The organism is Aeromonas sp. s6, from assembly GCF_040907815.1.
Classification (GTDB): Bacteria; Pseudomonadota; Gammaproteobacteria; order Enterobacterales; family Aeromonadaceae; genus Aeromonas; species Aeromonas caviae.
Genome location: NZ_JBFOCN010000084.1, coordinates 1 through 24,074, shown reverse-complemented (window position 1 = coordinate 24,074; position 24,074 = coordinate 1). Strand labels below are relative to the sequence as shown.

Annotated in this window: 22 protein-coding genes; 11 read left to right on the top strand and 11 right to left on the bottom strand. The window is 63.6% G+C overall.

Features of this window, described 5'->3' with window-relative positions; all coding sequences use genetic code 11:
• The first annotated feature begins 118 nt into the window (after window positions 1–118).
• The gene (locus AB5Y50_RS13090) at window positions 119–622 is read left to right on the top strand and encodes a M48 family metallopeptidase (RefSeq protein WP_010674483.1); all 504 of its coding nucleotides are present in this window, start codon (window positions 119–121) and stop codon (window positions 620–622) included.
• A 20-nt stretch (window positions 623–642) separates the two neighbouring features.
• The gene (locus tag AB5Y50_RS13085) at window positions 643–1,455 is read left to right on the top strand and encodes a DUF2927 domain-containing protein (protein WP_319882076.1); all 813 of its coding nucleotides are present in this window, start codon (window positions 643–645) and stop codon (window positions 1,453–1,455) included.
• A gap of 156 nt (window positions 1,456–1,611) precedes the next feature.
• Here the strand turns inward: AB5Y50_RS13085 and AB5Y50_RS13080 are convergent, their stop codons facing one another.
• Window positions 1,612–1,866 (bottom strand): DinI family protein, encoded by a 255-nt coding sequence (locus AB5Y50_RS13080; protein WP_043761136.1) that lies wholly within the window; start codon window positions 1,864–1,866, stop codon window positions 1,612–1,614.
• A 234-nt stretch (window positions 1,867–2,100) separates the two neighbouring features.
• On the opposite strand from AB5Y50_RS13080, the gene AB5Y50_RS13075 reads away from it, so the two are divergent.
• On the top strand, window positions 2,101–2,370 hold the full coding sequence (locus AB5Y50_RS13075) for a type B 50S ribosomal protein L31 (RefSeq protein WP_043761138.1): 270 nt from the start codon (window positions 2,101–2,103) through the stop codon (window positions 2,368–2,370).
• On the top strand, window positions 2,367–2,492 hold the full coding sequence (gene ykgO / locus AB5Y50_RS13070; protein ID WP_010674479.1) for a type B 50S ribosomal protein L36: 126 nt from the start codon (window positions 2,367–2,369) through the stop codon (window positions 2,490–2,492). Before AB5Y50_RS13075 ends, ykgO begins: the two co-directional genes overlap by 4 nt.
• Before the next feature lie 66 nt (window positions 2,493–2,558).
• Here the strand turns inward: ykgO and araC are convergent, their stop codons facing one another.
• From araC to AB5Y50_RS13050, 4 genes are all read right to left on the bottom strand, one after another.
• Entirely contained in the window at window positions 2,559–3,470 is a 912-nt protein-coding gene (gene araC / locus AB5Y50_RS13065; RefSeq protein WP_368162963.1) for an arabinose operon transcriptional regulator AraC, read from the bottom strand.
• A gap of 132 nt (window positions 3,471–3,602) precedes the next feature.
• Complete coding sequence (gene araH, locus AB5Y50_RS13060) at window positions 3,603–4,604, bottom strand: L-arabinose ABC transporter permease AraH (RefSeq protein WP_010674477.1); 1,002 nt, start codon at window positions 4,602–4,604, stop codon at window positions 3,603–3,605.
• Window positions 4,605–4,652: 48 nt separating this feature from the next.
• Window positions 4,653–6,149 carry an L-arabinose ABC transporter ATP-binding protein AraG gene (gene araG / locus AB5Y50_RS13055; RefSeq protein ID WP_319882077.1) on the bottom strand — a complete coding sequence of 499 codons (1,497 nt, stop codon included), beginning with the start codon at window positions 6,147–6,149 and terminating at the stop codon, window positions 4,653–4,655.
• A gap of 66 nt (window positions 6,150–6,215) precedes the next feature.
• Complete coding sequence (locus tag AB5Y50_RS13050; RefSeq protein WP_319882078.1) at window positions 6,216–7,199, bottom strand: arabinose ABC transporter substrate-binding protein; 984 nt, start codon at window positions 7,197–7,199, stop codon at window positions 6,216–6,218.
• A 360-nt stretch (window positions 7,200–7,559) separates the two neighbouring features.
• On the opposite strand from AB5Y50_RS13050, the gene AB5Y50_RS13045 reads away from it, so the two are divergent.
• Genes AB5Y50_RS13045 through araA form a run of 3 tightly spaced genes read left to right on the top strand, consistent with a single transcriptional unit; the run spans window position 7,560 to window position 11,446 of the window.
• Window positions 7,560–9,236 carry a ribulokinase gene (locus tag AB5Y50_RS13045; protein WP_319882079.1) on the top strand — a complete coding sequence of 559 codons (1,677 nt, stop codon included), beginning with the start codon at window positions 7,560–7,562 and terminating at the stop codon, window positions 9,234–9,236.
• Complete coding sequence (locus tag AB5Y50_RS13040) at window positions 9,233–9,931, top strand: L-ribulose-5-phosphate 4-epimerase (RefSeq protein ID WP_246876803.1); 699 nt, start codon at window positions 9,233–9,235, stop codon at window positions 9,929–9,931. The genes AB5Y50_RS13045 and AB5Y50_RS13040 overlap by 4 nt, the downstream gene beginning before the upstream one ends.
• A 15-nt stretch (window positions 9,932–9,946) precedes the next feature.
• The gene (araA, locus tag AB5Y50_RS13035) at window positions 9,947–11,446 is read left to right on the top strand and encodes an L-arabinose isomerase (protein ID WP_281706086.1); all 1,500 of its coding nucleotides are present in this window, start codon (window positions 9,947–9,949) and stop codon (window positions 11,444–11,446) included.
• 60 nt (window positions 11,447–11,506) lie between these two features.
• Here the strand turns inward: araA and AB5Y50_RS13030 are convergent, their stop codons facing one another.
• Window positions 11,507–12,397, bottom strand: a complete 891-nt coding sequence (locus tag AB5Y50_RS13030) for a LysR family transcriptional regulator (protein WP_319882080.1) — start codon at window positions 12,395–12,397, stop codon at window positions 11,507–11,509.
• A 115-nt stretch (window positions 12,398–12,512) separates the two neighbouring features.
• Here AB5Y50_RS13030 and AB5Y50_RS13025 point away from each other — a divergent pair, with 115 nt between their 5' ends.
• From AB5Y50_RS13025 to AB5Y50_RS13015, 3 genes are read left to right on the top strand one after another with little or no spacing between them, the layout of a single operon-like run.
• Window positions 12,513–13,664 (top strand): methionine aminotransferase, encoded by a 1,152-nt coding sequence (locus tag AB5Y50_RS13025; RefSeq protein WP_368162960.1) that lies wholly within the window; start codon window positions 12,513–12,515, stop codon window positions 13,662–13,664.
• A gap of 8 nt (window positions 13,665–13,672) precedes the next feature.
• Complete coding sequence (locus AB5Y50_RS13020; RefSeq protein WP_010674469.1) at window positions 13,673–14,488, top strand: carbon-nitrogen hydrolase family protein; 816 nt, start codon at window positions 13,673–13,675, stop codon at window positions 14,486–14,488.
• A 53-nt stretch (window positions 14,489–14,541) separates the two neighbouring features.
• Complete coding sequence (locus AB5Y50_RS13015; protein WP_010674468.1) at window positions 14,542–15,312, top strand: ABC transporter substrate-binding protein; 771 nt, start codon at window positions 14,542–14,544, stop codon at window positions 15,310–15,312.
• A gap of 91 nt (window positions 15,313–15,403) precedes the next feature.
• Here the strand turns inward: AB5Y50_RS13015 and AB5Y50_RS13010 are convergent, their stop codons facing one another.
• Both AB5Y50_RS13010 and mprF read right to left on the bottom strand, forming a co-directional pair.
• Window positions 15,404–16,117, bottom strand: a complete 714-nt coding sequence (locus AB5Y50_RS13010; protein ID WP_010674467.1) for an AcvB/VirJ family lysyl-phosphatidylglycerol hydrolase — start codon at window positions 16,115–16,117, stop codon at window positions 15,404–15,406.
• 10 nt (window positions 16,118–16,127) lie between these two features.
• Window positions 16,128–18,683, bottom strand: a complete 2,556-nt coding sequence (mprF, locus tag AB5Y50_RS13005; RefSeq protein ID WP_010674466.1) for a bifunctional lysylphosphatidylglycerol flippase/synthetase MprF — start codon at window positions 18,681–18,683, stop codon at window positions 16,128–16,130.
• A 219-nt stretch (window positions 18,684–18,902) separates the two neighbouring features.
• Between mprF and AB5Y50_RS13000 the strand changes: the two genes are divergently transcribed.
• On the top strand, window positions 18,903–19,613 hold the full coding sequence (locus tag AB5Y50_RS13000) for a metallophosphoesterase (RefSeq protein ID WP_010674465.1): 711 nt from the start codon (window positions 18,903–18,905) through the stop codon (window positions 19,611–19,613).
• A 444-nt stretch (window positions 19,614–20,057) separates the two neighbouring features.
• On the opposite strand, the gene AB5Y50_RS12995 is transcribed toward AB5Y50_RS13000, so the two are convergent.
• The 3 genes from AB5Y50_RS12995 to AB5Y50_RS12985 all read right to left on the bottom strand — a co-directional run.
• On the bottom strand, window positions 20,058–20,339 hold the full coding sequence (locus tag AB5Y50_RS12995; protein WP_322130723.1) for a hypothetical protein: 282 nt from the start codon (window positions 20,337–20,339) through the stop codon (window positions 20,058–20,060).
• A 255-nt stretch (window positions 20,340–20,594) separates the two neighbouring features.
• The gene (locus AB5Y50_RS12990) at window positions 20,595–22,151 is read right to left on the bottom strand and encodes a hypothetical protein (RefSeq protein ID WP_368162956.1); all 1,557 of its coding nucleotides are present in this window, start codon (window positions 22,149–22,151) and stop codon (window positions 20,595–20,597) included.
• 51 nt (window positions 22,152–22,202) lie between these two features.
• A partial coding sequence (locus AB5Y50_RS12985) for a DUF1983 domain-containing protein (RefSeq protein WP_368162954.1) occupies window positions 22,203–24,074 on the bottom strand: 1,872 nt, incomplete at its 5' end.

Below are 24,074 nucleotides of genomic sequence, written 5' to 3'. Positions count from 1 at the left end.
AGGGGCCATCCTGGTGGTGGCCCCTTTTCGTTGTCGTCATAAAGAGGGGGGCCGACCATGTTCAAGGGGCCCCATCCTGACTACAATGGCGCTCTTTTTTGCGGCAGAGGGAAGAATCATGGCGGAGCTGACTTATCTGGGGGGCTATCCGGAGCCACTCAAGGCTCAGGTACAGCAGTTGATTGCGGCGGGCAAACTCGGCGAGATGCTGGCCAAGCGCTACCCGCAAACCCACCTCGTCCAGAGCGACAAGGCGCTGCTCGCCTATACCATGGAGCTGAAGAACCGCTACCTGAAAAGCTCCGCGCCGCTTTCCAAGGTGATCTTCGACGGCAAGATCAACGTGATCAAGGATGCCCTGGGACTGCACACCTATGTCAGCCGGGTGCAGGGCAGCAAGCTCAAGGCCAAGAACGAGATCCGCATCGCCGCCCTGTTCAAGGAGGCCCATCCCGCCTTTCTCAAGATGATAGTGGTGCATGAGCTGGCCCACCTGAAGGAGAAGGATCACAACAAGGCTTTCTACCAGCTCTGCCAGCACATGGAACCGGACTATCATCAACTGGAGTTCGATCTCAGGCTCTGGCTCACCTGGCGTGATATCGAGCGTACCGCCCGCTGATCCCCTTGCAAGGAGGCAAGATGCGCCCATGGCACACACCTGTCCAGCCCGTTCGCCATGGGCACTGGTTGCTCCCGGGGCTGATGCTCTGGCTCTTCTCCCTGCCGCTGTCGGCCACCGAACGCTGGCAACGTGATGACTACCTTGTCCAGAGCTTCATGGAAATCGCCATGAAACGGGAGTATGGCCATGAACAACAGGAGCACTTCTCCCGCTGGCCGGGCCCCGTGCGTCTCAAGCTCGTCAACGAATTCGGCGACAAGCCGCTACAGGCCGAGGTCGTCAAGGTACAGACCCGTCACCTGAGCAGGATCACCGGTCACCCCATCGAGATTGTCAGCGACAACCCCAATCTCACCCTCATCATGACCCGGCACAAACAGATGGCGAGCTGGGCTGCACGCACCATGCGCCAGGACGAGTCGGTGCGCATCGCCCTCAAGGAGGGGATCTGCCTGGCCAACTTCGCCACCAACGATCGCCACGAGATAGCCCGTGCCACCATCATCATCCCGGTGGATTACAGTCGGGCTAAGGGCCGTTTCCTCGACTGCGTGGTGGAAGAGCTCACCCAGGTGATGGGGCTGCCCAATGACTCGGACAAGGTGTTCCCTTCCATCTTCAACGATCGCAGCATCGACAGCTTCCCGACCGGACTCGATTACCTGCTGCTCAAGCTTGCCTATCACCCTGCCCTCCATAGCGGCATGACGGCCGACGAGATACGCAAGGCCCTGCCTGCCGCCCTCAAGACGCTGCGCGCCAACGGTGACATCGCACAGGCCAGTCAGCGGGTCCAGGTCGACAGCCTCAGGCGCTGGGCAGGGCTGTGAATCCGGCCTTTACGCCCCACTTCCCCTAAACACAAGACGCAGCCTCTGGCTGCGTCTTGTTCATTATTCCACTCTTCAACTCTCTCCCCTCTCTTTCCACCCTGCTCGCTGGTGCGAAGCCCGAGGCCGAGGTGGACACTCATGGGGTGAGGCCGGTCAGGCTTCCTCGGTTTCCGCCTCCGGCATCCAGCTGTCGGCGTTCTCCCACACCTCCTGCACCATGGCTTCGGCCAGATCCTTGTCTTCCTTGCTGGCGCGGCTGACCGTCAGGGCCATGGCACTGCCCGGCGCCACCCGCACATGCAGATCGGGGAAACGCTCGCCCAGTTGCTTGAGCAACTCCTGGCGCAGCGCCTCCATGGTCGAGGTGGGGATCTGATGTTTTCTGTCGATGATGATTTCCAGGCGCATAGGGTACTTCTCCGTGACATTTACTGTATTTTTATACAGTAAAATTAAAAAGTAAAGACGGACCCACGCTTTGTCTGCCGCAACATTGCAGCCCCTCCCGACTTGTACCATCCCACCTTCCTGATGATCCGGTGCTTTCGGCCTCTTCGCACGGTCAGGCGAGAAAAACAGTTGATATTGATTCTCATCCATTGCATCATTTGGTTATGTTACAACATAACAAAAAAGGTCATCATGCGTCCCCATATTCACCCTGAATACCGCAAAGTTCTGTTCCACGATCTTGCCAGCAACACCTACTTTCTGATCGGCTCCACGCTGGCCACTGACCGCACCAAGGAGTGGGAAGATGGCAACACCTACCCCTATGTGACGCTGGATGTCTCCAGCGCTTCTCACCCCTTCTACACCGGCAAGCAGAAGCAGGTCGGCAAGGAGGGACAAGTCGCCCGCTTCGGCCAGCGATTCGGTCAATTCTTCGGCAAAGGAAAAGAGCAAAAATGAAGGTTCTCGCCTCCCTGAAATCCGCCAAGTCACGTCACCCGGACTGCCAGATCGTGCGCCGGCGCGGCAAGCTGTTCGTCATCTGCAAGAGCAACCCCAGGTTCAAGGCCCGTCAGGGCTGATAGCCTCCCTCTGTCCCGAAACAACAAAGCCCTCATCACGAGGGCTTTGTTGTCTGAATGGCCGCCTCACAGCGGGGTGGCGCATTTGCGATATTCGGTGGGGCTGACCCCGACCCGCTTTCGGAACACCCGGGAGAAGTAGAGCTGATCGTCATAACCCACCTGCTGACCTATGGTGGCGACCGACAGCGGCGTGGTCTGCAACAGCAGCTTGGCCCGCATGATGCGCTGATCCTCGCGCCAGCGCACTATGCTCACCCCCACCTGCTCGCGAAACAGGTGCGCCAGCCGCGAAGGGGACAAAAACACCTGCTCCGCCAGGGCCTCCACCGAGATCTCGGCCGAGAGCGATTCGCTCAGGATCTGGCACGCCTCGTGAACCCGGTGATCGATGGCGGGATAAGCGTCCTGGGAGGAGGCCTCGTAGCAGCGAATGAGCAGCCGCTCAAGCAGGTTCATGGCCAGCTGCTCCGACATGGGCCTCAGCTGCTTGTGGGTCTCCTCGATGTCGAGGAAGAGGGCATCGAACTCGGCGAGCAGCTGGCTGTCTGGCAGTTGCAAGCGCCCCACCCGCTCCGTCACCTGGGGCCACTTGAGCCAGTCCGCCCAATAGGCCCGCGGCCGGAAATAGACCCAGCGGTGATACCACTCCCGGGCATCCGGCGCCCGGCCGTAATGGTGCACGGCGGCGGGCGGGAACAGCAGCAAGTCGCCAGGCTCCACGGTGAAGGCCTGCTCTCCCTGGAAGATCTGCCCCTTGCCCCTGATGGTCAGATTGACGATGAACCCCTTCATGCCGTGGGGCCTGTCGATGGTGAAATCGAGGGCACTCCCCTGCTCGATGGGGGTCATGCCCGACACCAGAAAGACATCGAACGCGTAACCGGGCAGCAGGGGATTGAGTTGTTTCGGCTTCTCTTTTTGCATCGAGGACATGGCGGAAAACAGGGTTTCGGTAAAAAAGTCGACATGGGCCATTGTAGAGATCCGGGGTAGGAACCCCCTATGTTCGCAAGCTGTTCGTTGTGAAATTGTTGAACTGGCTCACAGCTTGCCGGGGAAAACACCGGGCCGGCGCGAGGCCGGCCCGGTGACGAGGAAAGACATCGCTCAGATACGGGCTTTGCGCACCTGCTTGTAGCGGTCGAACAGCACGGCGGCGAGCAGGATGAGGCCACGCACCACGTACTGGGCAAACGGGGAGATGTTGAGCAGGTTCATGGCGTTCTCCATCAGCCCCAGGATCAGCACCCCGGCGATGATATAGGATATCTTGCCGATCCCCCCCTTCATGGAGACCCCACCCAGCACGCAGGCGGAGATCACCACCAGCTCGAAGCCGATGGAGGTCATGGGCTGACCCGAGGTCATGCGGGATGCGAGGATGATGCCGGCGAGCGAGGCGATGAGCCCGGTCATGGTGAAGATGATGATCTTGGTGCGCACCACGTTGACCCCGGCCAGACGCGCCGCCTCCTCGTTGCCCCCCATGGCCAGGGTATTGCGCCCGAAGGTGGTCTTGTTGAGCAGCAGACCGAACAACACGAAGCAGACAGCCGTCAGCCAGATGGGCGTCGGGATGCCAAGCAGGGCGGAGTTGCCAAGCTCGAAGAAGCCCTCCTCCACGATGCCCACCGCCTTGCCGTCGGAGATGATGTAGCCCACCCCGCGCGCCATCTGCATGGTGGCAAGGGTGGTGATGAGGGCGTTGATCTTGAATTTGGCCACGACGATGCCGTTGATGAGGCCAAAGACAAGGCCCACCGAGAGACCGGCCAGAATGCCGAGGGGGATGCTCTCGGTGGCGTTGATGCCCACCGCGCAGGCAACCCCGGAGCAGGCCACCACGGAGCCCACCGACATGTCGAACTCGCCGGAGGCGAGGCAGAACAGCATGCCGCAGGCCACCATGCCCGACATGGAGACGGCAAGCCCGAGCCCCCGCATGTTGATCAGGCTGGCGAAGTTGGGGACCAGCACGCAGGCGAGCAGGAACAGGATGGCGAAGATCACCAGCATGCCGTACTGATCCCAGATGCGGGTCAGTTGCAGGCGGGTACCGCTCGCCGCGGTGTCGTTGGCGGCTTGGCCGACCGAGGTCGTTGTTGTCATGGTATTTCTCCTGAAAATTCCGGGTGCTATCTCGTTGCGGTCAGCAGATCAACGGGCCGGCATGGCCAGATTGAGCGCCTTGACCTCGTTGGCCTCGTCGTGGGAAAGCTCGCCGGCGATCTCCCCCTCCCGCATGACCAGGATCCGATCCGCGATGCCCAGCACCTCCGGCAGCTCGCTCGAGACCACCACCACGGCGATGCCCACCTTGGCCAGATCGTAAATCACGTTGTAAATCTCGTTCTTTGCCCCGACGTCGATGCCTCGGGTCGGCTCGTCGAGCAGGATCACTTTCATGTCTTCCGACAGCCAGCGTCCCAGAATGGCCTTCTGCTGGTTGCCGCCGGAGAGGTTCATGATGGCCTGCTGGGGAGACGGGGTCTTGACCCGCATGTCGCGGATCCGCAGCCTCGCGTTCTCGTCCTCCCACTTCTGGTTGATCCAGAAGCCTCCCCACGCGTGGTGGCGGCGGGCGCTGATGTTGATGTTCTCCTGCACCGAATGGATGGGGATGATGCCGAGCGCCTTCCTGTCTTCGGTGCAGAGCATGATGCCGCTGCGAATGGCATCGATGGGGCTCTGAATGACCACCTGTTTGCCAAACACCGATATCTCGCCGCCACGGGGCGTCTCGGCGCCGAAGATGAGCTTCATCAGCTCGCTGCGCCCGGCCCCCACCAGGCCGAAGATGCCGAGGATCTCCCCACGCTTGACCTCAAGCGACACCGGCGCCTTCAGGCCGGGTCCCATCAGGTTCTTCGCCCTAAGGCCCACCTCCCCGTGCGCTCTGGGGCTGTAACTGTAGATGTCGGTGAGCTCGCGCCCCACCATGGTCTTGACCAGCAGATCCCGGTCCACCTCGGCCATGGAGGCGAAGGTGCGCACAAACTGGCCATCCTTGAATACCGTGATGGCGTCACAGAGGGCGAAGATCTCGTCCATGCGGTGGGAGACGTAGAGGATGACCTTGCCCTCGTCCCGCAGCTGGCGGATGACCCGGAACAGCTGCTCAATCTCACGCGACGACAGGCTGCTGGTCGGCTCGTCGAAGGCGATGACGCTGGCGTCCCGGGTCAGGGCCTTGGCGATCTCCACCATCTGCCACTGACCCAGGGACAGGTACTTGAGCGGCGTCTCGGGGGAGACATCCATCCCGAGGCGTGCCAGCTGCCTGGCTGCATCCTGATAGAGCTTCTCCCGATCGATGACGCCGCGCCGGGTCGGCAACTGCCCCAGGTAGATGTTCTCCGCCACGCTCATTTCAGGGACCAGGTGCAGCTCCTGATAGATGATGGCAATCCCGCTCTCAAGGGCATCGACCGTGTTTTGGAACACTTTCTCCTGACCCGCCAGCTTCACCACCCCGCGGGTGGGCGCCTGAAAACCGCTCAGGATCTTGAGCAGGGTGGACTTGCCGGCCCCGTTCTCTCCCATCAGCGCGTGTACCGTGCCCTGCTGGCAGGCGAAGGAGACGTTCTGCAGCGCCTTGACGCCGGGAAACTCCTTGCTGATGCCGCAAAACTCCAGATATGGAACTTGATTCATGAGATGACTCCAGCCAGCCGGCACGGCGCACTCCGCCATGCCGGCATGGGTACCAGGGGTGGGCGATTACAGCCCTTTCTTCTGCAGCTCGGCCTTGAAGTTGTCGCGGGTGATGAGCACCACGTCGGTCACCTCGGTGAATTTGGCGGGCTCGGCGTCGTTGACGACCCAGTCATGAAGCATCTGGATGCTCTTGTAGCCGTGCACGTCGGGGCTTGGCAGCAGGGAGCCGAGGAAGCCGGTGGCGCTGGACTTGGAGAGCTCGTTCACCGCATCCACCCCGTTGATGCCGATGCCGATGACGTTCTCCGGCTTGAAGCCCTGCCCTTCGGTGGCGCGCACGCCGCCCAGCACTGTGTTGTCATTCATGCCGACGATGAGCCAGTTCTTGACCTCGGGGTGCTGCACCAGCATGGAGTTGGCGGCATCCAGGGCACCCGGAATGTCGTTGCTCTTGGTGGGGGCGCGGTGGATCTGGCCTTCGGGGAAGCCGGCGGCCTTCAGGGCACCGAGGGAGCCTTCAACCCGGCGACGGGCGGTATCCAGCTCGTCAGCGGTGATGGCGAGCACGGCGCTGCTCTTCGGATCCCACTGGCGCTTCTGCATCTCCTTGTAGAGCTCCTGACCCTGACGCTCGCCAATCTTGGTGGCGGCCATCATCACCAGGGGCACCTGCTCCATGGGCTGGCCCTTGGCATTGACGAACTGGTCATCCACGGTGATGACCTTCAGATCCATGCTCCTGGCCTTGGCCATGATGGCGGCACCGAGTTTGGGATCCGGGGTACAGATGACGAAGCCCTTGGCGCCATTCGCCGCCAGACTGTCGATGGCATTGAGGGTCTTCTCCCCGTCGGGGACGGCTATCTTGATCACCTCGAAGCCCAGATCCTTGCCCGCCTTGTCGGCGAAGTTCCACTCGGTCTGGAACCAGGGCTCCTCGGGCTGCTTGACCAGGTAGCCCAGCTTCAGCGCTTCGGCCGAGAAAGCAGAATTTGCCATACCAAGGGCGAACCCCATCGCGATCATGCCTTTAACGATTTTGTTCATGCGAATGTCTCCAACGGTTCTATCAATCCATGTATCCACGCAGTGCTGCTCGTTGAGTCAATCAAGTCGCAGCCATATAAAAACATGCTTAAACAGGACTTTATTGTTGTTGCTGGTTGAGCGAACCAAGTTGTAATCGTTTTCACAATTAAAAATGGAGAGCAGGATCACGTCATGAGATTGCAGCCATTTCGTCTATATAATTAGCAATTTCGTCACATATTGAATTTTAGAGAGCCGTCACCCTGTCGCACTGACAGCGTTAAAATCCATATTTCCAGCAGCCAATGGCTAACCGCCCCTCCTTCCCATCTCCTATGGTTCCCCCCAGTCACCCCTCATTGATGGTCAGGAGCACTTATGTCTGAGCACATCGTCATCGGACTCGATTTCGGCAGCGACTCGGTCAGGGCACTCGCCGTGCGCTGCCAGGACGGCGCCGAGCTGGCGACCCATGTCGTCTATTACTCCCGCTGGCAGGCAGGTCTCTACTGCCAGCCGGTCAACAACCAGTTCCGCCACCACCCCCTCGACTACCTGGAATCCATGGAGCAGGCGGTGGTGGCAGTGGTGAGCCAGCTCACCCCGGACCAGCGCGCCGCCGTGCGCGGCATCGGGGTGGACAGCACGGGCTCCACCCCCGCCCCCATCGATGAAGAGGGCCGGGTGCTGGCCCTGCGTCCGGAGTTCGCCGACAACCCCAACGCCATGTTCGTGCTGTGGAAGGATCACACCGCCATCGAGGAGGCCGAGGCCATCACGGCCCTGTGTCACAGCGGCCAGTTCCCCGACTACAGCCGCTACATCGGCGGCATCTACTCCTCCGAGTGGTTCTGGGCCAAGATCCTCCACGTCTCCCGCGCCGACGCGGCGGTGCGCGCCGCCGCCTGCAACTGGGTCGAGCTGTGCGACTGGGTCCCCGCCATCCTGAGCGGCACCCAGGCCCCGGCCAGCCTCAAGCGCGGGCGCTGCGCCGCCGGCCACAAGTCTCTCTGGCACCCGAGCTGGGGCGGCCTGCCCCCCGCCGACTTCCTCAACGCCCTGGATCCCCTGCTGACGGAGGATCTCGACTTCCCCCTCTTCACCGACAGCTGGACCGCCGATCTGCCGGTCGGCACCCTGACGCCGGAGTGGGCCGAGCGCCTGCACCTCTCCTGCGAGGTGGTGATCGCCGGCGGCGCCTTCGACTGTCACATGGGGGCGGTGGGGGCCGGGGCCGGCAAGCACGCCCTGGTGAAGGTGATAGGCACTTCCACCTGCGACATCCTCATGGCCGACGAGGCCAGCATCGGGGAGCGGGCGATCAAGGGGATCTGCGGCCAGGTGGATGGCAGCGTGGTGCCGGGCATGGTGGGACTGGAGGCGGGACAGTCTGCCTTCGGCGACATCTACGCCTGGTATCAGCGCCAGCTCGGCTGGCCCCTGGACCAGCTCGCCGCCCAGTATCCGGAGCTTCGCACCGCCATCGAGGCCCACAAGCAGGCGCTGTTGCCGAGCCTGGCCGCCGCCTGGGAGCAGCAGCGGGATCTCGCCCACCTGCCGGTGGTGCTCGACTGGTTCAATGGCCGTCGCACCCCCTATGCCAACCAGCGCCTGCAGGGCACCCTCACCGGGATCAACCTCGGCACCGATGCCCCCGACCTCTTCGGTGCCCTGGTGGCCTCCACCGCCTTCGGCGCCCGCAGCATCATGGAGTGCATGACGAGCCAGCAGGTGCCGGTGGAGCAGGTGATCGCCCTTGGCGGCATCGCCCGCAAGTCGGCGACCGTGATGCAGACCTGCGCCGACGTGATGAACAGGCCCATCCAGGTGGTGGCCTCGGATCAGTGCTGCGCCCTGGGGGCGGCCATCTTCGCCGCCGTGGCGGCCGGTCTCTACACCGATGTGGCCGAGGCCCAGCGGGACATGGCGAGCGCCGTGGAGCGCACCCACCAGCCGGATCCGGCGCGGGTCGCCGAATACGAGCACCTCTACCAGCGCTACCTCGCCTGGGGCGCCGCCGCCGAACCGCTCTACAACCGGGGGACACTGGCATGAATATCGACACCCTCAAGGAGCAGGTGCTCGCCGCGAACCTGGATCTGCCGCGCCACGACCTGGTGACCTTCACCTGGGGCAACGTGAGCGGCATCGACAGAGAGCGCAACCTGGTGGTGATAAAACCGAGCGGCGTCAGCTACGAGCGGATGCGAGTCGAGGACATGGTGGTGCTGGATCTCGCCGGCAAGCAGGTGGAGGGGGCCCTGCGCCCCTCCTCCGACACCGCCACCCACCTGGTGCTCTATCGCACCTACCCAGAGCTTGGCGGCGTGGTGCACACCCACTCCACCCACGCCACCGCCTGGGCCCAGGCCGGACGCCCCATCCCCATTTTCGGCACCACCCAGGCCGACTACTTCCACGGCGAGATCCCCTGCTCCCGCCTGCTCACCCCGGGAGAGGTGGAGGAGGACTACGAGGGGCTGACCGGCCACCTCATCGTCGAGACGCTCAGACAGACCCCCATCCTGACCATGCCGGGGGTGTTGCTGGCCAACCACGGCCCCTTCAGCTGGGGAAAGGACCCCGAAGACGCGGTGCACAACGCCGTGGTGCTGGAAGAGGTGGCCCGCATGGCCTGGCTCACCGGCCAGATCAACCCGGCAGCCCGCCCCCTGCCCGATTACCTGCTGGAGAAACACTACCAGCGCAAGCATGGCAAACACGCCTATTACGGCCAGACAAAAGCCTAACGAGAGGACACCAAGATGGAATTGATGAAACAGCTGGAAGTGTGGTTCCTGGTCGGCAGCCAGCACCTGTATGGCGCCACCACATTGAAGCAGGTGGCCGATCACGCCCACACCATCACCAGCCAGCTCAACGAGGGGGCGGGCCTGCCCCTCAAGATAGTGCTCAAACCCACCGGCACCACCCTCGACGAGATAAGCGCGGTGGCCCGGGATGCGAACCACGACGAGCGCTGCGTCGGGCTCATGGTGTGGATGCACACCTTCTCCCCCGCCAAGATGTGGATCCCGGCGCTGAGCCAGCTGCAAAAGCCCCTGCTGCAGTTCCACACCCAGTTCAACCGGGATCTCCCCTGGAGCGAGATCGACATGGACTTCATGAACCTGAACCAGACCGCCCACGGCGGGCGCGAGTTCGGCTTCATGGGGGCCCGCCTGCGCCTGCCCCGCACCGTGGTGGTGGGGCACTGGCAGGAGGAAGAGGCCAGGCAGAAGATAGGCAACTGGATGCGGGTCGCCGCCGCCATCCACGACAGCCGCCACCTCAAGATCGCCCGCTTTGGCGACAACATGCGCAACGTGGCGGTCACCGAGGGCGACAAGATTGAGGCCCAGATCCAGTTCGGCTATCAGGTGAACTACCACCCGGTGGGGGATCTGGTGAAGGTGATCGCCGCCGTGCCCGACAGCGACATCGAGGCGCTGCTGGCCGAATACGAAGAGACCTACACCCTGACCGAGGCGGTGCAGGCGGGAGGCCCGCTGCGTGACTCCCTGTATGAGGCGGCGCGCCAGGAGCTGGGGATGAAGAAGTTCCTCACCGACGGCGGCTTCGGCGCCTTCACCACCACCTTCGAGGATCTCTATGGCCTGCACCAGCTGCCGGGTCTCGCCTGTCAGCGCCTGATGCAGCAAGGCTTCGGCTTCGGGGCGGAAGGGGACTGGAAGACGGCGGCCCTGCTGCGCACCCTCAAGGTGATGGGGGCTGGCCTGCCGGGGGGCACCTCCTTCATGGAGGACTACACCTACCACCTGGAGACGGGCAACAACCTGGTGCTGGGGGCCCACATGCTGGAGGTCTGCCCCTCCATTGCCGCCGGCAAACCCGTGCTGGACGCCCAGCACCTGGGGATTGGCAAGAAGGCCGATCCGGCCCGCCTGCTGTTTGCGGCGCCAGCCGGCAAGGCGGTCAACGCCAGCCTCATCGACATGGGCAACCGCTTCCGTCTGGTGGTCAATCAGCTGGAGGTGGTGGACTTGCCACAGGCCATGCCGAAACTCCCGGTGGCCAGCGCCCTGTGGAAACCCCTGCCTGATCTGCAGACCAGCGCCGAAGCCTGGATCCTGGCGGGCGCGGCCCACCACGCCGTCTTCACCCAGGCGGTGGACATCGAGCAGCTGCGCACCTTCGCCGACATCCTGGGCATCGAGTTCGTGGTGATCGACGAGCACACTCGCATCCCCGCACTCAAGGAGCAGCTGCGCTGGAACGAGGTCTACTACAAGATCTGCAACTGACCCCTTCCCGTCACCCCACGAAACAGCCCCGCCCGCGGGGCTGTCTCTTTTTCTGGCCTGTCAGGGCTGGGCGCCCCCCGCCAGCAGCCAGTGACAGACCCTCTCCACCCCGCGGCGCCGGGTGTCGGGGCGGGCGATCAGGGCGTATTCGTGATCCGTCTCCAGCACGGGGGCGAAGGGGGCCACCAGGGCGCCGCTCTCCAGCTCCTCGGCCACTATGGTGGGATCCCCGAGGGAGAGGCCAAACCCCTGCAACGCGGCATTCATCGCCAAGTCCAGGGTATCGAACAGCTGCCCCCCCTGGGGCTGCCAGGGGGTCGCAATGAAGGTGGCAAACCAGTTTCGCCAGTCCCGCCGATCGACGCTGGCATGGATCAGGGGGAGCAAGGGGAGCTCCTCCAGGGAGCGCTCGAACAGGCGGTGCTTGGCGGCAAACGCCGGGGCACAGACCGGGGTCAACCGCTCCCGAAACAGAGGCTGGCTGTTGGGATAACGCCCCAGACAGGGCTGGTAGACAATGGCGAGATCGAACGGCTCCCGGGAGAAGTCGATGCCGTGGTGGTGGCTGCCGCGCACCTCCACCGCCTCCCCCTCGAACGCCTGCAGCCGCCGCAGCAGCCAGCGGCTGGCGCAGGAGGGCACCTTGATGCTGATGGCCTGCTCGTGGGGCAGAGTCTGCAAGGCGCTGAGCCCCTCCCCCATGCGGGCCAGCCCTTCGCGAACGAAAGGAAGCAGCCGCTCGGCGGCCGGGGTCAGGGTCAGGCTGCGGGTGCCGCGCACGAACAGCAGGTGCCCGAGGCGCGCCTCCAGCTGGGCGATCTGCTTGCTCACGGCCCCCTGGCTGACGCACAGCTCGTCGGCGGCCAGGGTGAAGCTCAGGTGACGGGCGGCGCACTCGAAGACCTGCAAACCGTAGAGGGGCAGCTGGGTACGCGGCGGGGTGAACAACATGACAAGCCTCCATGCTTGAGAAAAACTCATGCATACCATGCCGAATAATCCGTTGTCCGGCAAGCGCCCAGGGGGCTAAAACAGGACCTCATTCCCACACTCAGGTGACGGCGCCATGTCCATCCCCCAGGTTTCCAGCAAACTGCCCCAGGTGGGCACCACCATCTTCACCGTGATCGGGGATCTGGCCGCCCGCCACCCCAGCATCAACCTCTCCCAGGGGGCGCCGAGTTTCCCCTGCGATCCCGAGCTCATCCGGGTAACCCACGAGGCCATGCTGGCCGGCGAGAACCAGTACGCCCCCATGACCGGGCTGCCCGCCCTGCGCGAACAACTGGTGGCCAAGATTGCGACCAGCTACGGCCACCACTATGACGCGGGCGAGGAGATCACCATCACCGCCAGCGCCAGCGAGGCCCTGTTCTGCGCCATCACCGCCCTGGTTCATCCCGGTGACGAGGTGATCATGTTCGAGCCGGCGTTCGACAGCTACCGCCCCATGATCCAGCTGCAGGGAGCCACCCCGGTGGTGATCGCCCTCAAGGCGCCGGATTTTGCCATCCCCTGGGACGAGGTGGCCGCCCGCATCACCCCGCGCACCCGCATGATAGTGCTCAACACCCCCCACAACCCGACCGGCACCGTCTGGCAGGCAGGGGATCAGGAGCACCTCGCCCGCCTGGTGCGCGGCACCGACATCCTGATCCTCTCGGACGAGGTGTATGAGCACGTGGTGTTCGACGGCGCCCTGCACCAGAGCGTCATCCGTTACCCGGAGCTGGTGGAGCGCTCGGTCGCCGTCTTCTCCTTCGGCAAGACCTTCCACGTCACCGGCTGGCGGGTGGGCTACTGCGTGGCTCCCCGTCCCCTGATGGAGGAGATCCGCAAGGTGCACCAGTTCGCCATGTTCGCCGCCGACACCCCCATGCAGTACGGCTTCGCCCACCTGTTGCAGCAACCGGCCCACTATCAGGGGCTGGCAGCCTTCTACCAGCGCAAGCGTGACCTGCTCGCCTCGGCCCTGGTGGATTCGCGCCTGACCCTGCTCCCCTCGGCGGGCAGCTTCTTCATGCTGGCGAGCTACGAGCGGGTAAGCGACGAGCCCGACAGCCTCTTCGTGCAGCGGCTCATCCGCGATCACGGGGTCGCCACCATTCCGGTCTCCGCCTTCTATCACGACGGCACGGATCAAAGAGTCATCCGCCTCTCCTTCTCCAAGGATGACGACACCCTGCTGGCGGGCGCCGAGCGCCTGTGCGCCGTCTAGGGGGCACCATGGATTCACTGCGCGTTGCCGTCCTCCAGATGGTCTCCGGGGATGACCTTGACCACAACCTGACCCAGGCCGAGGCGTTGCTGCGTCAGGCCGCGGCCGAGGGGGCAGAGCTGGCCCTGCTGCCCGAATATTTCTACCTGATGCCGGTCGATGAGCGGGCGCGCGTGGCCCTGGCCGCCCCCGTTGGCGATCACCCCCTGCTTGCCTGGGCACAAGGCTTGGCCCGGGAGCTCGGGCTCTGGCTGCTGGCGGGCACCCTGCCCCTTGAAAGCGAGGAGCCAGGCAAGATGCACAACAGCAGCCTGCTCATCGACCCGCAAGGGCAGCTCGCAAGCCGCTACGACAAGCTGCACCTGTTTGGCTTTTGCACCGGGCAGGAGCAGTATGACGAGGCCGCGACCATGACCCCGGGCCGGGAGGTGGTGAGCCATCCCCTGCCCTGGGGCGTGCTGCGCCTCGGGATCTGCTACGACCTGCGCTTCCCGGAGCTGTTTCGCCTGGGGCCCGCCCCCGATTTCATCGCCCTGCCCGCGGCCTTCACCCACACCACCGGGCTCGCGCACTGGGCGCTGCTGCTGCGGGCCCGTGCGGTGGAAAACCTGGCCTTCGTGTTTGCCAGTGCCCAGGGGGGACATCACCCCGGTGGGCGGCGCACCTTCGGCCACAGCATGATCATCGATCCCTGGGGCCGGATACTGGCCCAGGTAGAGGAGGGTCAGGGCATGGCCATCGCCACCCTGGATCTGGCAGCACAGCGCACGGTGCGCAGCCAGTTGCCGGCCCTCACCCATCGCAAGATAGCCGTCGGCCCTTGAGGCCGGCACCCTTTAGCACGCTAGGAATGACACCACACTTCAAGGGACTGACCATGAAACTCAACACACTGATGATGCTGATGGCCCTGGCCACCGCCGGCCAGGCCGCCGCCAAACCCCTGGTGATCGCCACCGATGCCACCTATCCCCCCTTCGAGATGGTCGACAGCAGCGGCAAGCTCGGCGGCTTCGAGGTCGATCTCGCCTATGCCCTGTGCGCGGCCATGAAGACCGAGTGCGAGGTGATCAACCAGCCCTGGGATGCCCTGCTGCCGGGCCTGCAGGTGCGCAAGTACGACGCCATCATGTCCTCCATGAACATCACGGACGAGCGGCGCCAGAAAGTGGACTTCAGCCAGGTCTACTACATGATGCAGAACCGCTTCGTGGGGCGCAGCGACAAGGCGGCCGACTTTGCAGACGATCCGGCCCACTTCAAGGGCAAGGTGATCGCGGTGCAGGAGGGCACTCCCCAGGACAACTTCGTCACCGCCCGCTATGGCGAGGTGGCCAAGATCAAGCGCTACGTCAACGCCCAGTCTCCCATGCTGGATCTGCAGTCCGGCCGCGCCGACTACACCTTCGGCAACATGGTGCAGTTGAAGGTCGGCTTCCTCGACAAGGAGATGGGCAAGCAGTTCGCCTTCGTCGGCCCCCAGTTCAACGGCACCCAGGACAAGATCCTGGGAGAAGGGGTGGCGGTAGCCCTTCGCAAACACGATGACAAGCTCAAGGCCCGCTTCGATGCCGCCATCGAGAGTGTCAAGGCCGACGGCACCTTCAACACACTGCTCAAGAAGTACCAGCTCGAAGATCTGCTCTGATCCCGGCATGCCGGCCCCCTGGACAGTTGCAAGGGGCCACGGCAACAGGGCGGCCATTGGCCGCCCTGTGTCGTTTCCCGGCCTCTCGCCGTTATTGGGCCAGGCCCAGGTGTCCGGCAATCTCCTGATACAGGGTCTGGTAGTTGTCGTCGAAGTGGTGGGAGCCCGGCAGGGTCACCGTCGTCACGTTCGGCTGCTGCAAGCGCGGACAGAGTTTGACCGGGGAGTCATCCTCCGCCCCCTGCACGCAGAGCAGCGGCAGAGTCTGAATGCGTGTCACCTCCGGCAGGGTGGGATAGCTGCCCCCCTTGTCGTGCACCACCATGTCGCTGACGTGGATTTCGAAATCCGACGCCGTCGAGGGGGAGAGCATCACGGCCCCCGCCAGGCTGCCGCGATAGGCTGGCGGCAGACGATTGATGACGAAGGGCACTATCTCGGCACCAAAGGAGAAACCCACCAGCAACCAGCGCTGGCGCCCCCAACGGGACTGGTACTCGGTGAGGATGCGCACCAGATCCGCCGTCGCCTGCTCCGGCGTCTTCTTCTTCCAGTAATAGGAGAGCGAGCTCCAGCCCACCACCGGCATGCCGTGGGCCTGCAACTGGGCGCTGAGCCCCTTGTCCAGCGCCGCCCAGCCGCCATCCCCGCTCATGAAAACCACCATGGGGGCAGACGAGGCTTGCGCCACCGGCAACTCCACCAGCCCCAGCTCCGCACCGACCCGGCCCGGCTGGGCGGCCACTGCCGGCAAGGTGAACGAAGAGACGAAACAGCAAATCAACAGCAACAACATGGCTCTCATGGGCCAACTCCTATTTTTTCATGAGCCCGAAGGGGCCGCGACTGATGAGGGAGACGAGATGGGTCAAGGTGCGGGGCAGCACCAGATGGCCGGTACAGAGCAGGTAGCGGGGCTCCCACCTTGGGCCGAACTTCTCCTTGTAACGCCGCAATCCCTGGAAGTTGTAGAAACGGCTGCCCCGGGTGAACAGGGTGTTGCCAAGGCGGGCCCAGTAACCGCCGAGGGGGTTGTCGTTGAAGCCCGACATGGGGGCCATCCCCAGGTTGAAGCTGGCATAACCCTCCTGCTTGCCCCACAGCAGGAGCTCGACAAACAGGAAATCCATGACAGGCGCCGCCCCTGTGTCGAGGCTGTAGCGCATCAGATCGATGGAGAGGCTCTCCTTGTTGTCGCTGGTCCATAGGTTGGCAAACCCGACGATCTGCCCCTCCCGCCGCACCAGCGCCATCGGGTTGAGGGTGAGGTAGGCGGGATCGAAACTGCCCACGGAGAAGCCCTTCTCCCTGCCCTGCTTGCTGTGCAGCCAGCTGTCGGAGATCCCCTTCAACTCGGGCAGCAGGGGGGCAATCTCACCGGGGGCCACCACCTCGAAGCGCAGCCCTTCCCGCTTGCCCTTGGCGTGACTCTGGCGCAGGTTGCGCAGGCGACTGCCGGCGAGATCGAAGCTCGGCAGATCCACGATGGCCTCCTCCCCCAGCTTGAAGGGGATGAGCCCGAGATCCAGATAGACAGGCAGATAACGGGCCGACACCTGGTAGAAGACAGGGCTGACGTCGTGCTCGTCACAGCGCTCGCGAAACTGCCAGAGCAGCTCCTCCACCAGAGAGGGCTGACCGACGGGATCCCCCATCACTATCCAGCTACTGCCCTCGGCCCCGTACATGAGTAAGGCCTCGCCGCTGGGGTGGAACAGCAGGGACTTGTCCCCGAGCTGGGCCAGGTAGCCGTGGCCTCCCCCTGCCCGCATCACCAGCCCATGGGCACGGGAGAGCGCCTCGGCATCCGGCTTGCCGACGGGCAGGCGCAAGGGGGCCAGCAGATGGGCCACCCCGACCACCGCCAGCACGCCGATGACGCTCCCCATGGCGCGCAGGGCACGGGAGGCGGCCCCGGGCCCGTGGGCCGAGACGTGCAGCCAGAGGGAGGGGTCGTACTCCACATGGCGGTAGGAGAAGAGCAGCAACCACAAGGCCCCCAGCAGCACGGCCCCCACCGACATCAGCCAGGAAGGGGTGAACCGGGCGTGAAGCAGGGAACCCTTGCGATAAAAGAGAGGGCGGCAGGGGGTGATGATGAGCAAGAAGCCCCCGAGCAGCAGGGCGGACTCCCAGTCAAACCCCTTGAACAGGGAGAACAGCATGCCAAGCCCCAACAGCCACTGGGTGATCCTGAATGCCCCGTCATGACGGCGGTAGAGGCTGTGGGCCAGCAACAGCAGCAACACGCCGCTGACGCTGCCGAGCACATGGGAGAGCTCCAGCAGGTGCAGGGGCAACACCTCCAGGAAGGCTTCGATCCGCCCCCTCATAGTCGGGATCATCCCGGAGCAGAGCAGCAGGGTGCCCGCCGCGAAGGTACCCATGCTCACCAGGGCGGGCACGAACTCCCGGGTCGCCATCATCACCCCCTGCAGCCGGTGCAGGCGGGCCCGCTGTTGCAGCAGCTCCTGACCTGCGAACAGCAGCAGGGCACAGAGGAAGGGCAGGAAGTAGTAGACGCAGCGGTAGATAAGCAGGGAGGCGAGCAGCTTGTCCACCGGCAGATAGTGGGTGAGCAGCAGGCTCATGCTCGCCTCGAAGACCCCGATGCCCCCCGGCACATGGGCCAGCACCCCGAGCAGGCTGGAGAGCACGAAGGCACTGAGCAGCACCGGATAGGGCACGCTGCCCGATGGCAGCAGCACATAGAGCACGGCGGCGGCGGCCATCCAGTCGAGCAGGGCGATGAGCAGTTGCAGCAGGCGGTATCTGATGCGCGGCAGGAACAGCGGGTGTCCGCGCCAGACCAGGGCTGTCCCCGGCCACACCAGATACGCCAACACCGTCAGCAGGGCCAGGCCCCCCGCCAGTTGCAACAACCCGGTCGCCCAGCGGGGCCAGTCCACCAGCAGGGCCGCCCCCTGCCCCAGCAGCAGGGCACTGCCCCCCCAGCCCAGCAGACCGAGGAAGAAGGTGATGGAGCAAAAGAGAATTACCCTGGCCACCTCCCCGGTGCCAAGCCCCAGGGAGGAGTAGAGCCGGTAGCGTACCGAGGAGCCGGTGAGCAGCGCAAAGCCCAGGGTGTTGGAGAAGGTGTAGGCGATGAAGGAGGTCATCCCCACCTGCTGCCAGGGCAGGCGTTTGTCCAGCACCTTCAGTGCCAGCAGATCATAGCAGCAGAGGCAGCCATAGCTGAGCAGGGTGAGCAGCAGGGCGCCCCCCAACTGCGGCAAGGGTTGTGACCAGATGGCCTGGCGGATGTCGTGCCAGTGCCACAGGTGGGTCAAATGATAGAGGACGGTCAAGGCCGCCCCCAGCAGCAGCAGGCTGCACAGGGGGCCTATCCAGATCAACAGCTGACGCCGCATTCAAGATTCCTGTCAAAAAGCGTGGAGAAAGAGAGCCTCCGAAAGCGGGCGGACAAGGCGCCCTCCCGGAGTGACTCCCCCACAGGCGGCGCGTGACGCCGCACGTTCACGGGGGCAATCCTATGATTTACCAGGCCCTGCCCGCTCGCCACTTTTCTTCTGTAACCTTATGTACAGGCAGACAAAACATCCCCGTCCGGGATAGAGGCAGGAGACGCCATGACACCCTCCCCCCTGATAAGACGCTTCCCCCAAAACGCCCTGGGGCGCGATCTGGCCGTCGGCGACATCCACGGCCACTTCGCCCTGTTGCAGCAGGCCCTCGACACCCTGGATTTTGATCCCGCCCGGGACCGTCTCTTCAGCGTCGGGGATCTGGCGGATCGCGGGCCCGAGTGCAGCGAGGTGATCCACTGGCTGGCCAGACCCTGGTTTCACCCGGTCTGCGGCAATCACGACGACTACGTCTGCCGTTACGAGAGCTGCGATCGGGAGAACTGGATCCGAAACGGCGGCGGCTGGTTTCAGCACCTGACCCCTGCCGAGCAGGCGGCGTTCGCCGTCCACTACCGCAGCCTGCCCCTGGTCATCGAGGTGGCCACCCCGGCCGGTCCGGTCGGGCTGCTTCACGCCGATTGTCCCTTCTCCTCCTGGCAGGGGCTGCTGGACCAACTCGATGCCGGGGTGAGCGGCGGACGGCTTCGGGCCATCAAGAACGTCTGCCTCTGGTCAAGGCGCCGTATCGAACGGCTGGACGAGAGCGGGGTCGCGGATCTCGCCGCCCTGGTGGTGGGCCACACCCCGGTGAGGGAGCCGGTGCGCCTTGGCAACGTCCACTACATCGACACCGGCGGCTGGTATCCCGAGGAGGGCGGCTACTTCACCCTGCTGGACCTCAATACCCTGACCCCTCACTTTCCCCTGCCCTGAGCCGGACCGATGGGATGATCAGGCTCACGGACAACGCCCACTGCCCATTAAAGCGCCAGGCGAACGCCCCGGACTTCGCTCTGCCAGCGCGATGGTTTACCATGCAGGCAATTGCGGTGCATGGCACCCCCACCCAGGCGCCAGGCGCCGCCGTCATCGGACACTCCTTTCGAGCAACATGAGCACATCAGCGCACCCGGCCAGCGGGCCCACGTTCTATTTCCACGATTATGAGACCAATAATTAATTCATTGAAATTAATTAACTAATTCACTCCGCATCATATTCTGTACCAGATTTGGTACCGTTTTTGTCTGTGAGCTATTCAGGCTCTGTGAGCGACCCTGCACTAAGTTAAACCTCCATCACTAACTGGATCGATTTTTTGCGCCCAGCCAAGCAGCACGGCGACCACGATCGCCGTGATGGGCTCGAGACGGACGATCACTCTTCCGCCCCACGGGCCACCGGGTAGCGCAGCTTGATCTCCGCCACCTTGTCGCGCCATGCCTGCTCGGCCGCTGCTGTCTTGTCGTATTGCCACTCCAGGAACAATGGATCGGACTCGGCCACATAGGCCATCCGGCGCCGCGCCAACTGCCCATCTGTCCGCTCATAGTCGCGCTGGGCCAGTACGGAGGCGATCGTTTCCTCGCTCATGCCGAGGGCCGCCATAAAGGCCGGATTGTAGTTGTCGTGCGTTTCGCCGTCATATAAGTAGCTCATCTATTTGCCCCGCTCGAAATGTTAAACAGGCTGCAGCGCAGCCGCCAGGTGTTTGCATGCGCGGCGTGCGCACACCACGATTGGATGCATGGTCGGCAGTCGCCTGCCGTTAGCCTGCCTGCCGCTATCGCCCGTTTGAAGCGGCGCAGCTTGTAGCGGATGCGCTGCTCAATAACGAGAGGCTGTTTATCCATATCAATCCTGATTTACCTAAGCGCCGCTATCGCGGCGCCGTCAAAACTCAAGGCCCAAAGCTCAAGCAAAGGCGGGGCGAAACCCGATGAGCGCGTGCACGTGCACGCGTGAGTTGCCCAGAGAGAGCGCAGCCAGGCCAGCGTAGGCCCCGTCGGCCCAAGTGCCGCCACGACACGGGAGTCGCTCGCCGAAGTTACGCATATAAATGCGGCCCTGTGGCAATGCATTGGCTGGCTCCAGCAGCAGCCGCTTCATCGCCTGATTGCTGACGTAGCCGCCCGACTTTGTCATTGAGCGCCAATCTGCGCTGGCTGAGTTGCCAGCGTTGACGTTGTCTCCGATGGCTCCCAGCATGTTGTTGACTGCGTTGGACAGGATGACCGAGCCTCCAGTTGGTATGGATGCATCAAGAAATGCATCAGCGAACGTCCAGCTCGCCTCGACCTGTGCATTGTGGGAGGACAGCTTAAAACGGCCGTCTTGCAGCAGGAACCCGTCCTGCCACTCCCATATGTTGCCTACCAGATCGGCGATGCCGGCCAGTGATTTGTTGTGCGTTGCCTCGACTCCCATCGAGCCAGTCTGCGTTCTGACCGTGCCTGATGCATCGCCGGGGGCGCGGTTGTCTGCCCTGTCGCCTACCATCCAGGTTTTGGCGTGACTGCGCCCCCAGTTGGTATTGCCAATCGGCTCGTAGCCGTTGGCCATGCACCACAGGGCGATTGCCGCCCATTCGTGCGCCGTCATCAGATGCCAGCCTGCGCCTTTTGCACTACAGGCGTTGCGGGCGGCGGTGTGATCGAGCGAGGTGCGGGGATCTTGCCGCGGCGCGCTGACAGCGCCGGAGCCGGACGCAAGATAGGCGCCGATGAATATCTCGCTCTTGATGCTGCCGCTGCCAAAATCGAACGCCGTCACATCGCCAGTGCCCATATCGGCAGTCATGCCCAGGTCGGCGTAGCTGAAGCGCGGCAGCACGAACATAGCATTGGCGTTGCCAGCGCTGTCGCGAATGATGGTCTGGCTGCCGCCGGTTGCCCGCTCCAGGGCGTAGCGCTCCGCATCGAGGATGGTGGCGCCGCCCACGCGCATCAGCGAGCCGGTCCCGGCTTCGGCCGTGGCATTGGCGGCCGCAGCGGCGCGATCCGCTTCGGTCTTGGATCGATCTGCCTCGACCTTGGCGCGGGCCGCCTGGCCCTCTCCTTCGCTGGCCACCTTCTTCCAACTGGGGATGGTGACGTTGGCGCCGGTGTCCGGGTTGAGAATGGACACATCCCCCGAGCCGGTCAGCCAAGTCATCATGCCGTCAAACCAGGTGCGGTACTTGCCGACCAGGGAGGCCAGGTCGGCGGCAAACTGGCTGATGGTCGAGGTGCGGGTGATGTCGATCCGGTACGGCTGATTGGCCATGGTGCCGCCGCGATAGGTATCCACCAATAGGATCTCGGTGTCGCTGACCACGGTATCGACCTCATAGGCCGCGTTGTCCGGGCCATAGAAGGTGTGCCCCTTCTGGATCGGGAGGGTGCCGGTTTTCCACTTGGTGCCAAAACCGGTGATGGTCTTGCTGCCATTCGTCACCGTCACGTTGCCGGTGCGCTGCCAAAGTCCAGCCATGATTGCTCCTAATAAAAAAGCCCAACACAAGGTTGGGCGTGGTGAATGGTGTTAATGCTTTGAGACGATGATGGTGCATGAAGCAGAGTTGTTCCCCCCACTCCCAGACCATGTGAACTGCACGACATGGTTTTGGCCGGCGGGGAGGTACATCGTATGGCTGCCCGTCACGGTGTTGGAACTAATAGTCCCGGCCACATCGGTTATCCTTGCCTGGAATTGACGGACCGCCACCCCATTTACCCACGCAGTCACCGTCGTGGTATCTCTCCCTGAATTGGCAATCATCGAGAAAGCTATATCCCTGCCGTATGCGGACGACCCAAGGTTAATTTGCGCCTGATTCGAGGCGTCATACACCCTGACGATATCCCCCGTAATTTGGGCTGCGCTCAGGTTGCCGAGGATCTGACAGTTTTCCCTGATGGTGACATTATTCATGGTCCCCGAGTTGGCCAGCACATTGCCCTGGAAGGTGCCGCTCTCGAAATAGACGCCGCTGCCATAGATGCGGCCATTGGAGTCAATACCCGCATTCCAGCGCTTACCATAGGCACCAAACGAGCCGTTTGGATTTTCACCGAGCCAAAGGTCACCGCCCCTGAACGAGCCACCTTCTACCAATGCACCAACCAGATGCTGGACGTTGATGTACTTGGCGATCACGTTGCCGATCTCCGCCGTGTCCATCAATGCGTGGTTCATATAGACGGTGCCGTTTTTGACGACGAATGGATTGCGCTTGGAGGTGACCCCCGCGGCACGAGAGAGCACGGCAAACACATCTGCGTCGATCACGAACGAGCTCAACACCGAGCCGTCAGCGTTGAGCGTGACAGAGAGGCCAAAGCCCCCGCCCTCGCCGTTTACCTGCGCCTTGGTGTACCAGCCCGCCGACACCTTGCCGGCGGTGTCAGCTTGCGCTTCTGCCACGGTCTGCACGGCGGCGCTCAGGGTCTGTCCCTGCTGCGTCACCTGGGCCTGCACCGTGTCTACCCGCTGGCCGAGAGCACGATCAGCATCAGTGCGAGCTTGCTGCTCTGACTGCACCGCAGAGGACAGGGTCTGCCCCTGCTGCGTAACCTGCGCCTGCACCGTGTCGACTCGTTGGCCCAGGGCAAGGTCGGCATCACTCAGGGTCTTGCTGGTCTGCTGCAGGGCTGCGTTGGTCTGCCTGTCTCCCTCCTGGTACTCGGTCTTGAGTTGGGTTATCTGCTGGGCGGTCGACTGCTCCACCCCGGCGATCACTTCCCTCACCTCCGTCAGCTCGGCAGCGGTAGCCGCCGCTTCGCCAGCGAACTCTGCCCGGAACTGGGTCACCTCTCGGGCCAGTGCCTGGTGTTCATTCGCCTGCGCCTCCTGGCGTTGGGTGATCTGAGCGCGCGCCTTGCGGTTGCGGGTTTCGCCTTCTTCATCCGCCAGGGTGTTGCCGAGGCTTGCCAGGGCTGCCAGATCGACCTCTGCCACCAAGTCATCCTGCTTGCCGGCCAGCGCCTTACCCTGCTCGGAAACGGCCTCGGAGAGGCTGCCCACGCTGGCATTGGTCTGATCGGTTTTGGTGTTGAGCTGCTGCAGGGCCTCGCCGGTGGCCTGTTGGCCGTCACTGACCACCTTGGCCAGGTTGGTCAGGCTGGCCGACTGTTCGCCGGAGGCTGTCTGGAGCTGGTCTATCTGCTCTGCCAGCGCCTGATCTCCCTGCGCCTGGGTGCGCTGGGTCTCCAGAATCGCCGCATTGAGCATCTGATCATCCTGCTCCAGGGTGGCCTGCAGCTGGGTGACACGCTCGCTGAGCGCCTTGTCAGCATCGCTCAGGGTCTTGTTGCTCTCCTCTAGGGCCGCGTTGGTCTGGCGATCTCCCTCCTGGTACTCGGCTCTGAGCTGGCTGATCTGCTGGGCGGTCGACTGCTCCACCCCGGCGATCAC

What these genes read in the sequence shown, in the direction of transcription:
- araA (WP_281706086.1), top strand. Translation starts at nt 9,947, where the DNA reads ATGGAATTGATGAAACAGCTGGAAGTGTGGTTCCTGGTCGGCAGCCAG.
- AB5Y50_RS13050 (WP_319882078.1), bottom strand. Translation starts at nt 7,199, where the DNA reads ATGAACAAAATCGTTAAAGGCATGATCGCGATGGGGTTCGCCCTTGGT.
- araH (WP_010674477.1), bottom strand. Translation starts at nt 4,604, where the DNA reads ATGACAACAACGACCTCGGTCGGCCAAGCCGCCAACGACACCGCGGCG.
- AB5Y50_RS12995 (WP_322130723.1), bottom strand. Translation starts at nt 20,339, where the DNA reads ATGAGCTACTTATATGACGGCGAAACGCACGACAACTACAATCCGGCC.
- AB5Y50_RS13015 (WP_010674468.1), top strand. Translation starts at nt 14,542, where the DNA reads ATGAAACTCAACACACTGATGATGCTGATGGCCCTGGCCACCGCCGGC.
- AB5Y50_RS13045 (WP_319882079.1), top strand. Translation starts at nt 7,560, where the DNA reads ATGTCTGAGCACATCGTCATCGGACTCGATTTCGGCAGCGACTCGGTC.
- AB5Y50_RS13010 (WP_010674467.1), bottom strand. Translation starts at nt 16,117, where the DNA reads ATGAGAGCCATGTTGTTGCTGTTGATTTGCTGTTTCGTCTCTTCGTTC.
- araG (WP_319882077.1), bottom strand. Translation starts at nt 6,149, where the DNA reads ATGAATCAAGTTCCATATCTGGAGTTTTGCGGCATCAGCAAGGAGTTT.
- AB5Y50_RS13020 (WP_010674469.1), top strand. Translation starts at nt 13,673, where the DNA reads ATGGATTCACTGCGCGTTGCCGTCCTCCAGATGGTCTCCGGGGATGAC.
- AB5Y50_RS13090 (WP_010674483.1), top strand. Translation starts at nt 119, where the DNA reads ATGGCGGAGCTGACTTATCTGGGGGGCTATCCGGAGCCACTCAAGGCT.
- AB5Y50_RS13030 (WP_319882080.1), bottom strand. Translation starts at nt 12,397, where the DNA reads ATGTTGTTCACCCCGCCGCGTACCCAGCTGCCCCTCTACGGTTTGCAG.
- AB5Y50_RS13080 (WP_043761136.1), bottom strand. Translation starts at nt 1,866, where the DNA reads ATGCGCCTGGAAATCATCATCGACAGAAAACATCAGATCCCCACCTCG.
- ykgO (WP_010674479.1), top strand. Translation starts at nt 2,367, where the DNA reads ATGAAGGTTCTCGCCTCCCTGAAATCCGCCAAGTCACGTCACCCGGAC.
- araC (WP_368162963.1), bottom strand. Translation starts at nt 3,470, where the DNA reads ATGGCCCATGTCGACTTTTTTACCGAAACCCTGTTTTCCGCCATGTCC.
- AB5Y50_RS12990 (WP_368162956.1), bottom strand. Translation starts at nt 22,151, where the DNA reads ATGGCTGGACTTTGGCAGCGCACCGGCAACGTGACGGTGACGAATGGC.
- AB5Y50_RS13075 (WP_043761138.1), top strand. Translation starts at nt 2,101, where the DNA reads ATGCGTCCCCATATTCACCCTGAATACCGCAAAGTTCTGTTCCACGAT.
- AB5Y50_RS13085 (WP_319882076.1), top strand. Translation starts at nt 643, where the DNA reads ATGCGCCCATGGCACACACCTGTCCAGCCCGTTCGCCATGGGCACTGG.
- AB5Y50_RS13040 (WP_246876803.1), top strand. Translation starts at nt 9,233, where the DNA reads ATGAATATCGACACCCTCAAGGAGCAGGTGCTCGCCGCGAACCTGGAT.
- AB5Y50_RS13000 (WP_010674465.1), top strand. Translation starts at nt 18,903, where the DNA reads ATGACACCCTCCCCCCTGATAAGACGCTTCCCCCAAAACGCCCTGGGG.
- AB5Y50_RS13025 (WP_368162960.1), top strand. Translation starts at nt 12,513, where the DNA reads ATGTCCATCCCCCAGGTTTCCAGCAAACTGCCCCAGGTGGGCACCACC.
- mprF (WP_010674466.1), bottom strand. Translation starts at nt 18,683, where the DNA reads ATGCGGCGTCAGCTGTTGATCTGGATAGGCCCCCTGTGCAGCCTGCTG.